The sequence below is a fragment of the Yersinia vastinensis genome (genome assembly GCF_044905075.1).
In the GTDB taxonomy this organism is placed as follows: domain Bacteria; phylum Pseudomonadota; class Gammaproteobacteria; order Enterobacterales; family Enterobacteriaceae; genus Yersinia; species Yersinia vastinensis.
Genome location: NZ_CP173260.1, coordinates 4106366 through 4119862, shown reverse-complemented (window position 1 = coordinate 4119862; position 13497 = coordinate 4106366). Strand labels below are relative to the sequence as shown.

Genomic DNA, 13497 nt, shown 5'->3' with positions numbered 1-13497 from the left:
TCCTTGGATAAGGATTATTTAAAAATATTTTCTTTAATGATATTTGATAACAAAATAAACGAAAGTTCATCATTGTTATACTTATCATTAAGTAATGAATTAAATTTGTTGTATATCAGTTCAAATTTTTTCTGAAGCGATAATGATGGTACTGGTACAAGTAAGTTCTTTAATTTTTCGGCAGTCAAATGACTGAAAGTAACTTCAGATACAAACTCAGAGAAAGCATTTTTTTTTGCCATTGAATATAAGTACTCCTGTAAGTATACAGAAGTTACTAGGCTATAATTAGGCCGTACTCTATGCAGAGCTTTTTGGTAATAACAATCTGCAATTTGGTTATTCCAAATTGCACATCTACCTATTTCCCCACCCTCGCAAATCAGTAAGTCCCCCTTCCTAAGCTCAAATTTAGACATTTCCTTTTCATTAAAATCCATTTCAAGAAGATCGTGAATGTCTATTTTTCGCCATCTGACATTAGCATTTCGTAAGTATTTTTTTGAAAAAATCCCTGTTTTTGATTTTTTGGACAACATTTTTCCAAGTTGACAATCTGCGATATCGCCTAATTTTCCTAATTTCCAATTTTTGGGATTGCGAACTGGATCCCCAAACATATCCAAAAAAGTTGCACGTAAATAATCATTAGCCAGTTTGATCGCTTGTTCCCGCTTTTGACGGATACCATCAGCTTTATCGAGAATGCTCGCGATGCGTTTCTGTTCTTCAAAAGGAGGCAAAGGTATTTCGAAATTTTCTACAACTGTTTTAGATACTTCCTTGAAAGTTGCGCCATTACCTAGCAACTTTAATTTTGGTACGAATTTCTTAATGCAATGATATAAGTATTTATTGTGAACATTCTTGCCTGGGATTAAACTTTTAAAACCTTGATTTGTACAAACTTCAATACCAGCAATAGCCACATTTCCTATAGGTGCTCGTGAGGTAAGTAATACAGTTCCTATTGGTAATATATATGTTGCAGCAGCTTTATACCCTGCCGAAGATATATATTCTGGCGCCTCATGAATATAAGGAGAGTTAAGGTTTGATATATCTTTAGGTGTTATCCAAGGAATATCCCCTTCCCAATAAGATGCAATATTACGTTTAGGTGTGGCTCCTCCCACAACGTCGCAGCAATCCTTAAGTTTCACCATAGGCCAACTCATAGCATCCCCTCCAGCTCATCTAAATCCGCCAGAATCTCTTTTTCCAGATCTTTTAACCGCTTTAAAATCACTTTTGGATCTTCATACTCCTCAGCCTGATACACCACTTCTTTATAACGGTTAATGGAGAGGTCATATTTCTGCGCCGCGATATCATCTTTCGATACTACAAACGCTGCTTGTGAACGATCTTTAAAATCAGCGCCAGCATCAATCCCTTCCGGATACTGCTGTTTCAGCAACGAGGCAAATTTCTCGCCCATAAAGTTATCTACCGGAAAACCACGTAAAGTACGATATTGCTTCCAGCTAGCCAGCAGATGTGGCAGATCGTTATCTTTTATCGGGTTACGTTTGTCATCCAGGCTATAGCCGTCATTGTGCAGATCGTAGAACCAAACCTCATCCGTCTGACCGCCTTTAGTGAAAATTAAGATCGCGGTCGCCACACCCGCATAAGGTTTAAATACGCCGGAAGGCAGGTTGATTACCGCTTCCAGTTGGTTATTTTCCACCAGAGCCTGACGCAGCGACTGGTGCGCCTTACTGGAACCAAATAGCACACCCTGCGGTACGATAGTGGCGCTGCGACCACCCACTTTCAGCATTTGCAGAATACGAGTCAGGAACAGCAGCTCAGTTTTTTTAGTCTTCACCATTCCCGACAGCGAGGCATCAATATCTTCCTCATCCAGTGAACCGGTAAACGGCGGGTTTGCCAGGATCAGGTTAAAGGCGTTTTTGCTGGCCTGCGGGAAGTTGGTGCTAAAACTCTGGCTCATTGTGTCCTGATAGTGGATATCCGGCTCTTCTACACCGTGCATAATCAGGTTCATGGCGGCGATACGTAGCATAGTGGTATCGAAGTCGTAACCGTGGAACATATTGTTATCCACATGGTCACGCCACTGCGTCAGCAGATCGCCAGTAAAGATTTTTTGTTCTTCCAGCTCACCGCGTTCGTTGCTGCAAATCTCGGTATGAATGGATTCCAGCGAGCTGTATTTTTCCAGTAGATACTCATAGCTAATCGCCAGAAAACCACCCGTACCACAGGCCGGATCGCAAATCGTCTCACCACGCGCCGGATTTGGCTCCATCATCTCGACCATGGTACGGATGATATGGCGCGGGGTGCGGAACTGGCCGTTGATCCCGGCGGTAGTCAACTTGCTTAATAGGTATTCGTAGAGATCACCTTTGGTGTCACCGCGATCCAGCGGCAGGTTTTTAATGACTTCCACCGCTTTGGTCAACAGCGAAGGCTTGACGATCTCTAGTCGGGCATCCTTCATAAAGTTACCCAGCAGCGTGGCCTTCGTTTTATCCGCCTGTCCAAGTTGACGGAAGTGCTGGAATACGCCATCGCGCACCACATCCATCATTTCATCTGAACCCAGATTACTGTAGTGGCTGAAACGAAACTCCTGCTGCTCAGGTGCAAAGCGCGGTTTAAAATCGACCCCCGCAATTTGCTTACGCTTTTCGTCCCGTTGTTCCTGGGTATCCAGCATACGGGAATACATCAGGTAGGTGATCTGTTCGATAACGGTCAGTGGGTTGGTGATGCCGCCCACCCAGAAATCTTCCCACAGCCCGTCGATTTTACTTTTTAAGTCACCGGTGATCATCGTTAACGTCTACCTTGTTATAAATACAAAAGCCCCGCTGCCAGGGCTTGTCATGAACGCATTATACCGTTGCCGTGTCGGTCACGACACCCAGCTCTTCGACTATCTTTTGCAAGCGGGTGATTTGTGCCACATCCGGGAATACGCCCGCGACGCCTCCTTGGTGAATATGTGTGAAAGGTTGTTCAAAGAGCTGCTTCATCTCGATAGTGCCATAATCACGGATATGGTTTTTCAGCAACGAGAGGAAACGCAGTTGCGGGCTGGTCAGGCTGTTATCGGCGGCGAATTGCGCAAAACGTACCTCTACCGCATCGCTGTCCATCCCGATGATGGTGCGTAACAGTTTATCTAGGCTGGCGGTTGCCTGCGGGTAGAACTCTTTCAGAGCTCGGATATCAACGTTGGGATTCTGAATCAGCACCAGTTTTGCCAGTTCATCCAGCTCACTTTGCGTTACCGGTTCGCCGTTGCGAATTTTCTTCAGCACCGGATTTTGCTGGAACAGTGGTTCCAGAGCACCCTGAACCTGCTGGCGATAAAGTTTGAAATCAATGGAGCGAACATTAGTTTTGCGGGTTTCCGTCTGAATCTGGTCTGCATCCTCGGTGATATCCACCTGCAACGAACTGAATTGCGGCGTTGGATCTTTTTCCATCAGGTGCATTATGCCGCGCAGGTGAATGCGAATATCTTCCAGCTCTTCCAGACTGGCCTGCTTCCACCAGCTTAAATCATGGAGCTGATTAATCCGCTGACCCTGCTGCTGTACCTGCGCCAAATGTGGCGGTAAGCGCTCTATTTTTTCCACGATTTCCGGCCAAAGTACGTCTAGCTCTTCCGGGTTGGTATATCGAGCGGTTTGCGCCGCAAGGATGTCCATATCAAAGCGCATGGCGTCGCTTTGTCCGCGTACATCCAGCCATTGCATTAACGGTGCCAAAATAGAAAGCAGATCCTGCTGTGTTTTTGGTGAAAGCTGACGCAGCAATTTTTCATCGCTGTACTGCGCTTTTTGTTGCCATTTTTCCTGCACAGCAATCGACTTTTCATCCAACGCATTGATCTGTTCAAGAAGTTGACGAGCTACCAAATCTACAGCTTGTTTGTCGAACTTACGCTGCGCTGCTGCTCCCAAAATTACCCATGCCTCGAAGCGTTTTTGCGCCAGCGATTTCGTTGGTTTAACTTCGGCTTCTTCGGTATGAAGTTCGTGATACTCGAAATTGCCCCAATGATCGAAGATGCGAAATTTCTGTTTATCCAGCGGTTTACCGTTCTCATCGTTGCCGTACAGCCCCGAGCAGAGGCGCGTACCACGCCCAATCATCTGCCAGAACTTCACTTTCGATTTGACCGGTTTGGCAAAGACCAGATTCACAATTTCCGGGACATCAATACCGGTATCAAGCATATCGACGGAGATAGCAATGGTCAGCTCTTTATTGGTGCTTTCATCCAGTCCTTTAAAATCATCGATAAGCTGTTCTGCACGAGGATCGTAGTTATCGATAACCTGACAGAAGTGCCCGGCAAACTGCGGATACATTTCGTCAAATAGCTTATTCAGCAGCAGCGCGTGTTTGTGGTTACGGGCGAAAATAATCGTCTTACCGGGAAGCTGCCCATCTGCGTCTTTCAGGCCATTTTCCATTAGATTACGCAGAATATGGCGGTTGGTATCTTTGTTGTAGATCGCCTCATCCAACGACTTACCTTCAAACTCCAGAGTGTTGGGATCAATTCCTTGCTCTTCCAGCTCGCGGATTTGCTGGTCGCTCAATTTTTCTCGCTTAATGCCTTCGCGCAAAAATTCGGTGGTGTGAGTAACTACCTCATAGGGAACTAGGTTGTTGTCAGCAATGGCATCCTCAAGGCTGTAGTTCGCCGTAGGGATACGTCCCTCACAACCAAACAGGCCGAAGGTGGTCTTACTCACCATATCAATCGGCGTTGCTGTCAGGCCGATTTGGAGCGCATCAAAGTACTTAAACACATCGCCATAGACGTTATAGATAGAACGATGGGATTCGTCGGCAATGATCAGATCGAAATAGCCTACATCGAAATGATCCATAATTTTCATCATGCCGGGATACGTAGCGATGTAGATCCTTGCATTCTGCCTATCTTCTTTCTTCGACTTGCCAACTACATACAGCGGCTCGTTGGTAAACTGATTGAAGGCATTTGCTGCCTGTTTACGTAACTCTCTACGATCACAAAGGAACAGGACTCGTTTTACCCAGCGGGCATCAATCATTAGCTTGCTAAGTGCAATCGCTACTCGGGTTTTACCAGTACCGGTGGCCTGAACAATCAATGACTGACGATACTTGTTGGTGAAACGTTCACTGACGCGGGCAATGGTTTCAAGCTGGTATAGGCGGCCTGCAACCGCCTTACCTTCGTTGTCTTTAACGTGCGGTATACTGTTTAATGGTAAACGTGTTTCACGCTGTTGGATAAGATATTGCAGGCTTTCTTTGCCATAGAAACCAAATATCCGACGCGGTGGGTATCCGTGGGTTTTATTGTCATCCCAAAGCCAGATATCGTAACCATTGGTGTAGAAGATAACGGGGCGCTGCCCGTATTCTTTCTCCAGCCAGTCTGCATATAGCCGGGCTTGAATTCGACCTTGTTCGGCGCTCACACTGGCTTTTTTTGCTTCCACAACTGCCAGTGGTTTATGTGCTTCATCCCACAATACATAGTCAGCATAGCCATCACCGGTTGAAGTGGGCTGCTCTTTAACTAGATGTTCCTGAGTGACCTGATCGGTATTCTTAAGTTCATCCCCAACGTCCCAGCCAGCAGCAAGTAGCCTAGAGTCGATCAGACGACGGCGGGTTTCTGCTTCATCGATGGAGAGGATATCGGCAACGTGCTGGTTGCGGGTTCTGGCTTCATTCAAACGCTGAGTGAGGATCTCAGCTTTTTCCTGCTCCTGCTGTAAGGCGCGTTGTAACGCCAACTCACGCTCACGGCTTTCATCCTGTGCCTTGATTGCATCTTTCAGATGTTTTTCATCTGCACGACTTGGAGATTGAGTCAGCGGAGGAAGAGAAAATTTAGGACTGTGATCAACGTTGCCATTTGCATAACGGACATACAGCCAAACCCCTAATAGGTATGCTTCTTTGAGCAACCAGTAAGTATCTTTGGCTTTAATACGCCCACCATGTGCAGCACGGTTACCATGGATACGCAGTGCATCCATCTTCATGACGATCGCTTCCGGCATCATGCTGGCAAACACATCGGCGTTCATCAGGTCGTACAGATTTGCCTTGAAACCTTCCGGTAAACGCTCCTGACGATACAACCAGCGGACCATCAATTCGGTGTAGTTGCGTAGCTTCACAAGACAGCTTTCAGGATCGGAATGAATATATCGTTCAGCCATACATCCGAGTTCAGCTAGCTCTGGCCACTGGCTACGCAACATTTCAAAATTGAGAGACTGCTCCATCAATCATCGCCTTATATCGTGGATACAACAGGATTTCTGGAAAGAATATCACACTAATTTGGCAGACAAAGTGAGCTTGTACATCTTTAGCGCACCGAAAAATGAACACGTGGGGCAAGTCAGGAGCACATCAGTAGTACGTAAAGTTCACATATTCATCCATCAAATGGGTTAACTCTGAGTTTTCTTCCTGACGCTGCAACAGCCAAAAGCAGAATTCTTCGTCATTCATTTTCTTAAGGTTCTCCAGCCAGTCATCAAGAGACGCTCCGAGCATACGGTCATACCAGAAAAGCCAAACAAGCTTATGACGATATTCCAAGTTATTGAACTGCTGAAGCAGACTTATCAGTTTGTTGGCAAGTGAGCGTTGTTTGAGTCTGACGCACTCGCTAAGCAATACGCCTTCTAGGCCCCCGTGAGTAAAAAGTAGCTGCCCGTCAGTCTCCAGGCTAAGACGTAAATCATTTTGAATACTCAGTGGCTCTGGTTTGGTTTTGTTATAGATCATTCGATACAAGCACTGTGGCACGATCCCAGGTACAGGGCCGGTATCCGGGAAGTAAAGTGTGGACAGCGTAAGGTAATGGCTGGGATAAATATTCTGATGGCATATTCCATGCCTGACAGTCAGTTTGGTCAAGTCAGTAAGCCAGCTTTGGTAAGTTTTGAGTAAAAAATCATAGCGAGCGATTGTATCTTGCATGGGGGAATTATCCGTATGTGCTGTGTTAAAACTAGCGTCATACTGTGCTTTGGGGAGATGACGCTGATGGTTTTCAGAAAGGTGATTACTGACGAGACTGGCTGATACGCTCCTGCAACCAGGACTCTATTTCGCTTTGTAGCCAGCGGGAACTGCGCCCCAACTTGATGGGTTTCGGAAAGACACCATCTTTAATAAGCTTATAGAACCACTTATCGGTTAAGCCGGTAAGACTGGTGATAAATGCCATATCGACAAATTGGTCTTCAAGTAAGGAAGGTTTGATGGTCATGATTGAGTTCTCCGGTAGCATTTGGGTTAGCCGGAGTCGTGGTTGATGATTACTCATGCCAGCTCCAACATACCAACCGGGGGATCTGTAAAAAGTCAGTGAAGGTTGTTCAGCGTATGCGTGGTCTACCTCGGTTGCTTTTTACCGGTATCTCACTTTTACCCGCGATGATGCCATTTTCCTTTTGCTCACATTTAGCCAGATAGCTAATCACATAACGCAAATCATCGATCTCGTCCGTATCAAAATGTCGGATAACCTTGCCAATTTTGACTTCGTAAATATCTTTAGGGACGCAAAGGTGATGACATCCATCATTATCTGTTACTTGTTTCCAAATATTCCCCATCGCTCGGGATATAGGATAATGACAGTTCTGAAACTGCCCATTTAGATAGCAAACAAAATGGACGTGCAGTCCTTTTCTCTTCGTGTACTCTATCACCCAGTAATAGCCCACAATCGGAAGGTGTTTTCCGAACTCTTTAATCAATATTAGGACTTCGTTATACATTGAATGTTTGCAGGCATGACCAAAGCTTGCTGAGCTCTTTTTATACGCAAAGTCGATCCTGAAAGGTAGTAATTTTGCAAAACGCTGGAACATCGCCTCCATATGCATATTAATATCAGTCAGCAATAGACCATCCATTTCATACTTTGGGTTGGCGTTATATGGTCTTTTCATTTTTCTTCCTCAGTAGTGATTCAAAGGAAGATGTAGTCCTGTAATTTTTACTTGGATAAGTCGATAGGTTTATCCAGTACATGCTTATCATCTTTAACGTATACGGGAGGTGATAGGTATATGTACTTCTTTTAATAATATTAATTAACCTTAATTCCCTATCATGGCTGCTTACAGCATAACCCCCTTTTCTGAGGCGATAATCGAGGATGATGGAAAATCACGCTCGACGGAGGATACGAACTGGCAACAAGATCATAGACCGAATATGCCATCAAAAAAGTAATAGTACCGCAGTTTTGTTCTTACTAACTTTTGAGTCACCCTGAATTTGTGGATATGACTGTCTTATCCTTGAACTGCTCCACGCCCTGATAGACGTTCCTGTAGCTAAATTTTTGTAATAGAATCACCACTCAGATACCAATGCATCCAGTGATTGCGTAACATTAGACCATGATCACGGCAAATTTTTTCACTTGAAATAAATGTGAAATGCCTGTAAAACAAAATGATATGTGACTTAAAATTACTGTAAATCACTAAGTGATTTTATTGGTGTGGGAGATTGAAAATGGTTCGGGTAGTTCGTAATGATGGTGAGATGATAAAAATCCTGGAAAATGCACTACAGAGATACAATATTAATTGCCCATCACATACAGGTGATAAGAATTATCGCACCTATCTCGAACGTGTCAGAAAACACTGCCAGTCTCTTGGTCATAATGAGCAGGATTTAGACAATTTCTTTGCTGAGGTGGAAAGCTATCAATCATTTTCCTTCCCTACGGAAGTTGATCTTGGATGGTTTAAAAGTGATGCTCGTGCGAGCCTGTGGTTGGCATGTGAATTATATTCTAAAACGCAAGGAATGACGTTGGGAACGGGGGTTCTTGATATTTTGTCTCCAGATTCTTTACCGCCCGATCATCTTGTCAGGATACAGAATATCAGAAAGGTAATTCACAGCTGGCCACTTAGTATAACACCTAAGGAGTTTATGAAATCTAAAGCAATAGAATGGGCTAAATTAATTGAGCATGAAAATATTTTTAGTGATTTTCACTCTCAAGAAAATGATGTTTATGGTTGGTTAAAAGGTTATCTAGAGAAGCATATTCCATCTTCAGGTATGCGTGTTTGTGGTAATGCTAGAGACGAAACTCTTGCATGGTGCTACGCCCTATACTTCGAATGGAAAAAGAAAAACTCAGAGTCACCTGATACTGTAAGTTTATTTAAAATTAAGTTCAAAAGTGCATGGGCGACACAAAAAAATAGATTGAAAAACAAAGTAACTAAAAAACTAAAGCCACTTAATATCTACATTTCTGAAGATACTCATCTAATGTTAAGGACTTTGGCTTTGGACGGATGCATATCGAACGACAAGGTAGTTGAACATGCAATTAAGGTTGCATACAAAAATAAAATTGCAAAGAAATAATAATATTCAAAAAAAATTCAGACAGATATTATCTCTGTGAATCACCCCCGAAACCATTCAGGCTCGAGGGTTTTGTTTTTCTGTCTGAGGTCGTTTCATGAAAAAATCAGAAAGTTTGCAGGCTATCGAAAAGCCGCTGGCATCACTCCCCCACGCTATCGGCAAACATATTCTTGATCATATTCAAAAGCTCACTCACTACGAGCCGATCATCGGCATTATGGGCAAAACAGGGGCCGGGAAAAGTAGCCTGTGCAATGCGCTGTTCCAAGGTGAGGTCACGCCCGTCAGTGATGTCCAAGCCTGCACCCGTGAGGTACTGCGATTGCGGCTGAGCAGTGGTGAACATAGCCTGATATTGGTAGATCTACCCGGAGTAGGCGAGAGCGAGCAACGAGATAAAGAATATGAATATCTGTATCGCCAAGTCTTACCTGGGCTGGATCTTATTCTGTGGATCATCAAAGCCGATGATCGTGCTTTCTCCATCGATGAACGTTTCTACCGACGGGTGATGACGGGCTACCAACAGCGAATACTGTTTGTCATTAACCAGGTCGACAAAATCGAACCTTGCCATGAATGGAACGCCACCAGCAATACGCCATCACCGCACCAGCTGGCTAATATCGAGTCCAAGCTGGACTCCATTCGCCAGCTGTTTTCACCGAGCCATCCAGTGTGCGCTGTTTCAGCAAGGACAGAATGGAATCTACCGTCAATGGTCGAAACCATGATGCGTTGCCTGCCTGACCGTGCCACCAGCCCTCTGGCGACGCAACTGCACGGGAGGTTATGCAGTGAACCGGTAAAAAAGCAGGCGCGTGAGGGTTTTGGCAATGCCGTGGGGGAGGTATTTGATTCTGCGGAAGCGGCATCATTTATTCCCGCACCACTAAAAGCGATCATTCGTACCGTCCGCGAGGCCGTGGTATCCGTTGCCCGTGCCGTTTGGGACTGGATTTTCTTCTGAGCTGGCGCACCTGCCGTTATCTTAGGGACATACCCTGTCCGTTATGACGTTTTATAAGCTATCGAATTTGGTATGTTTTCTCTCTAAGCCCCGTCACAGTTGAGTTCGGCAACAGTAAAAAATACGTCTTCTTGTGTCCATTCCCTGTCCCTGCCCCTCGTTAAAATAACTGTTTTATTTTCAGCTAATTATCTCACTGGAGAACCTGTCTCATGACTCAGGCTGAACGCCGTCATGACCGGCTTGCCGTCAGGCTGTCGTTAATTATCAGCCGTCTGGTGGCGGGTGAAACGCTGGATTTGCGAACGTTGGCAACTGAATTTGGCGTGTCGGTTCGTACCCTGCGCCGGGACTTTCGGGAACGGCTGATGTATCTGGATCTAGAGTATCGCAAGGGTCAGTGTCGCTTGCTGTCCGGCGGCCGCCAGAGAGAGCTGGCTGTGATGACATTTGCCCGCCAGTCGGGCGTTGAAGCACTGTTTCCTGGTATGGATAACCATCTAGTCGCTTCACTGTTGAGCGGTCCTGGTGAGTCTCCCTGCCTTATCTGGCAGGGAGTGGCCCAAGCGTCATCCCCAGACTTGGACGTGTTCACACGACTGGTGAGCGCAGTATCGGAACACCGGAAGGTGACGCTACTGGGAAGCGGTTGTCGCTGCACAGACCTTGCTCCCTATCGCTTGGTTCTGCGTGAGGGCGAGTGGTATCTGACGGGTGAGCATCAGGCCCGGATTGCCGTTTTTCCCCTGACCGATATTCGGGCGGTCACGCTCCACAACGGCAGCTTCGCCCCGGATATAGTGATGCGCGACATCCTCTCTCACCCGGATTTTCTTCAGGCTTTACCCCACTTTCGCTTTTTCCATTCATTGCTTGTCGCAACTGACGGCGGGCTTATACCTCAGAAGGAATAATCACGATGAAATTGCTTACCACTACAGTGCTGGCCGCCAGTTTTTGCCTTGGTGCTGTTTTTCCGGCTAACGCTGGAAACACCGTCGGCACAGTCAAAGCCTGGCAATACATGCAGGCTGACGGTTGGAAATCCGCCGATGGCATGGATGACAATAAGCTGCACAACATGCTCTATCAAGCCAGCGTGATTGATAACTACCCGTGGACGAAACAGTTTCTGCTACGTGTCCGTGGCGGCGGTGCAATTTTCCTGGCTGACAAGAAAGATCACACCATCCGTCAGCTGAAATTGAATCCACTTAGCGGTAATTACAACGATATTGAAATGGTCTACCAGGGAGAGAATAACGGAAATGGATGTTATTTCGCCATTATTGATAACAAATTCTGGGCAAGAGACGAGGCCGAGCAGAATGTTCTCTATGGCTATCCTCGCGTCGATAATGTGGAAAACGAGCTGGCTAAAATCAGGCAGCAATTCAGCCCACAGGTAGTTATGGTCATGCCGGATAACTGCGTGAATAAACAACAGCAGGCCGTTTTGGCTGCTAAACGTTCGGAAGAAGACCGAAAGCTCCAGCAATGGGTGGCACAGCAAAGTCTCGCTGAATTATGTCGCCGCACAGGAAACTGCTGACTTCTTCTCAATACCACTAAAGGCAAAGATCGATGGAAAAGGATTATCAGAAGGTTATTGCGATACCGGCTCTCACGACGGCAAGGGTATGGGCAAAGCCTATTTACCGCAAAATCGCGCCACCCATGAGCCAATTTGTTAAAGCCTTACCTGTCATCGCCGGTTTAATGCTGTGCCACCTGTCATCCGCTTATGCTGACGAACAACGCTATATCAGCATCCGCAACACCGATACCGTGTGGACTCCCGGTAATATCTGCGCGTATCAGTTCCGTCTGGATGATGGTGGTAGCGGTGTGGGTTTTGGCCCACTGTCTGTTTCGCTGAGGCTGAAAGACAAGGCGGGCAACACGCTGGCGACGGGAACCATGGACGTTGCCCCCTTTGGCGATAGCGACGCTACCCGTTCTCAGGAGGCTTTTCTGGAGCATGAATGTGTTGAAAACGTCAGTGCCGTTGAAATCATGAAGGCGACCGAAGAGCGCAACGGCCATCAGGTTAGGCTGCCACTGTCCGTTTTCGACGCACAGTATTACCAGCCACTGTCAGTATCGGTTGCCGGGAATAAGTCATCATAACTGGCTTAGCTATGCATCTGCCAAACCTTAACTTAACACAATCTCCTCACTACACATCAGGCCATGCTCCCTTCGGGAAGCATGGCCTTTTCGTTTTTAATCTCTGAATAAGGAACTAACCATGACTCGATTAGCCAGCCGCTTTGGTGCGGTCAATCTTGTACGCCGCGACCGCCCGCTAACCCGTGATGAACTGGCGCATTACGTACCGAGTGTCTTTAGTGAAGAAAAGCATGAATCACGTAGCGACCGGTACACCTACATCCCGACCATTACCCTGCTCGATAACCTGCAACGTGAAGGATTCCAGCCGTTCTTTGCCTGCCAGACCCGCGTCCGAGATCAGAGCAAGCGTGAACACACCAAACACATGCTGCGCCTGCGCCGCGAAGGCCAAATCACCGGTAAGCAGGTGCCAGAAATCATTCTGCTTAACAGCCATGACGGTTCCAGTTCATACCAGATGTTGCCGGGGCTATTTAGATCGGTTTGCCAAAATGGACTGATTTGCGGTGAGAGTTTTGGTGAGGTGCGCGTGCCGCATAAAGGCAATGTGGTGGAGAAAGCCATTGAAGGGGCTTACGAAATACTGGGGATATTTGACCGAGTGGAAGAGAAGCGCGATGCCATGCAGTCGCTGCTGTTACCACCACCCGCTCAACAGGCGATGGCAAAAGCAGCATTAACCTATCGCTTTGGTGAAGAGCATCAGCCGGTAACGGAATCGCAGATCCTTTCCCCCCGCCGCTGGCAGGACGAAAACAATGACCTGTGGACCACTTACCAGCGTATTCAGGAAAACCTGATTAAAGGCGGGCTGTCAGGGCGAACGACCAAAGGCAAACGTGCCCACACTCGTGCTGTAAAAGGTATCGACGGTGATGTGAAGCTTAACCGCGCTCTGTGGGTGATGGCCGAGAATATGCTGCAGCTTGCTTCATGAATCTTTTTGCCCTCACTCCCTTCAGGCCCTG

Annotated in this window: 12 protein-coding genes; 6 read left to right on the top strand and 6 right to left on the bottom strand. The window is 46.5% G+C overall.

Annotated elements, in window-relative coordinates; translation table 11 throughout:
- Nucleotides 1-14: 14 nt before the first annotated feature.
- The 6 genes from ACIOG0_RS19025 to ACIOG0_RS19000 all read right to left on the bottom strand — a co-directional run bounded on the left by ACIOG0_RS19025 (nucleotide 15) and on the right by ACIOG0_RS19000 (nucleotide 7970).
- A complete protein-coding gene (locus ACIOG0_RS19025; protein ID WP_404704901.1) occupies nucleotides 15-1178 on the bottom strand; it encodes a restriction endonuclease subunit S in 1164 nt (387 codons plus the stop codon).
- Nucleotides 1175-2809 (bottom strand): N-6 DNA methylase, encoded by a 1635-nt coding sequence (locus ACIOG0_RS19020; protein ID WP_404704900.1) that lies wholly within the window; start codon nucleotides 2807-2809, stop codon nucleotides 1175-1177. Before ACIOG0_RS19020 ends, ACIOG0_RS19025 begins: the two co-directional genes overlap by 4 nt.
- 61 nt (nucleotides 2810-2870) lie before the next feature.
- Nucleotides 2871-6284 (bottom strand): DEAD/DEAH box helicase family protein, encoded by a 3414-nt coding sequence (locus ACIOG0_RS19015; protein ID WP_404704899.1) that lies wholly within the window; start codon nucleotides 6282-6284, stop codon nucleotides 2871-2873.
- Nucleotides 6285-6414: 130 nt separating this feature from the next.
- Nucleotides 6415-6990 carry a hypothetical protein gene (locus tag ACIOG0_RS19010; protein ID WP_211134702.1) on the bottom strand — a complete coding sequence of 192 codons (576 nt, stop codon included), beginning with the start codon at nucleotides 6988-6990 and terminating at the stop codon, nucleotides 6415-6417.
- An 85-nt stretch (nucleotides 6991-7075) separates the two neighbouring features.
- On the bottom strand, nucleotides 7076-7282 hold the full coding sequence (locus ACIOG0_RS19005) for an AlpA family transcriptional regulator (RefSeq protein WP_021807839.1): 207 nt from the start codon (nucleotides 7280-7282) through the stop codon (nucleotides 7076-7078).
- Nucleotides 7283-7391: 109 nt separating this feature from the next.
- A complete protein-coding gene (locus ACIOG0_RS19000; RefSeq protein WP_404704898.1) occupies nucleotides 7392-7970 on the bottom strand; it encodes a hypothetical protein in 579 nt (192 codons plus the stop codon).
- A 574-nt stretch (nucleotides 7971-8544) separates the two neighbouring features.
- On the opposite strand from ACIOG0_RS19000, the gene ACIOG0_RS18995 reads away from it, so the two are divergent.
- The 6 genes from ACIOG0_RS18995 (at nucleotide 8545) to ACIOG0_RS18970 (ending at nucleotide 13466) form a co-directional block, all read left to right on the top strand.
- A complete protein-coding gene (locus ACIOG0_RS18995; protein ID WP_404704897.1) occupies nucleotides 8545-9420 on the top strand; it encodes a hypothetical protein in 876 nt (291 codons plus the stop codon).
- Between the two features lie 97 nt (nucleotides 9421-9517).
- On the top strand, nucleotides 9518-10393 hold the full coding sequence (locus tag ACIOG0_RS18990) for a GTPase family protein (RefSeq protein ID WP_404704896.1): 876 nt from the start codon (nucleotides 9518-9520) through the stop codon (nucleotides 10391-10393).
- Between the two features lie 212 nt (nucleotides 10394-10605).
- Complete coding sequence (locus ACIOG0_RS18985) at nucleotides 10606-11307, top strand: helix-turn-helix transcriptional regulator (RefSeq protein ID WP_404704895.1); 702 nt, start codon at nucleotides 10606-10608, stop codon at nucleotides 11305-11307.
- A gap of 5 nt (nucleotides 11308-11312) precedes the next feature.
- Nucleotides 11313-11945 (top strand): hypothetical protein, encoded by a 633-nt coding sequence (locus ACIOG0_RS18980; protein WP_404704894.1) that lies wholly within the window; start codon nucleotides 11313-11315, stop codon nucleotides 11943-11945.
- Nucleotides 11946-12070: 125 nt separating this feature from the next.
- A complete protein-coding gene (locus ACIOG0_RS18975; RefSeq protein ID WP_404705059.1) occupies nucleotides 12071-12523 on the top strand; it encodes an IrmA family protein in 453 nt (150 codons plus the stop codon).
- 121 nt (nucleotides 12524-12644) lie between these two features.
- Complete coding sequence (locus ACIOG0_RS18970) at nucleotides 12645-13466, top strand: DUF932 domain-containing protein (protein ID WP_404704893.1); 822 nt, start codon at nucleotides 12645-12647, stop codon at nucleotides 13464-13466.
- Nucleotides 13467-13497 lie beyond the last annotated feature (31 nt).

Bases quoted from the DNA above. Each gene is read 5' to 3' on its own strand.
- ACIOG0_RS19005 (WP_021807839.1), bottom strand. From the start codon at position 7,282: ATGACCATCAAACCTTCCTTACTTGAAGACCAATTTGTCGATATGGCA.
- ACIOG0_RS19015 (WP_404704899.1), bottom strand. From the start codon at position 6,284: ATGGAGCAGTCTCTCAATTTTGAAATGTTGCGTAGCCAGTGGCCAGAG.
- ACIOG0_RS19000 (WP_404704898.1), bottom strand. From the start codon at position 7,970: ATGAAAAGACCATATAACGCCAACCCAAAGTATGAAATGGATGGTCTA.
- ACIOG0_RS18995 (WP_404704897.1), top strand. From the start codon at position 8,545: ATGGTTCGGGTAGTTCGTAATGATGGTGAGATGATAAAAATCCTGGAA.
- ACIOG0_RS18985 (WP_404704895.1), top strand. From the start codon at position 10,606: ATGACTCAGGCTGAACGCCGTCATGACCGGCTTGCCGTCAGGCTGTCG.
- ACIOG0_RS19020 (WP_404704900.1), bottom strand. From the start codon at position 2,809: ATGATCACCGGTGACTTAAAAAGTAAAATCGACGGGCTGTGGGAAGAT.
- ACIOG0_RS18980 (WP_404704894.1), top strand. From the start codon at position 11,313: ATGAAATTGCTTACCACTACAGTGCTGGCCGCCAGTTTTTGCCTTGGT.
- ACIOG0_RS18970 (WP_404704893.1), top strand. From the start codon at position 12,645: ATGACTCGATTAGCCAGCCGCTTTGGTGCGGTCAATCTTGTACGCCGC.
- ACIOG0_RS18990 (WP_404704896.1), top strand. From the start codon at position 9,518: ATGAAAAAATCAGAAAGTTTGCAGGCTATCGAAAAGCCGCTGGCATCA.
- ACIOG0_RS19025 (WP_404704901.1), bottom strand. From the start codon at position 1,178: ATGAGTTGGCCTATGGTGAAACTTAAGGATTGCTGCGACGTTGTGGGA.
- ACIOG0_RS19010 (WP_211134702.1), bottom strand. From the start codon at position 6,990: ATGCAAGATACAATCGCTCGCTATGATTTTTTACTCAAAACTTACCAA.
- ACIOG0_RS18975 (WP_404705059.1), top strand. From the start codon at position 12,071: ATGAGCCAATTTGTTAAAGCCTTACCTGTCATCGCCGGTTTAATGCTG.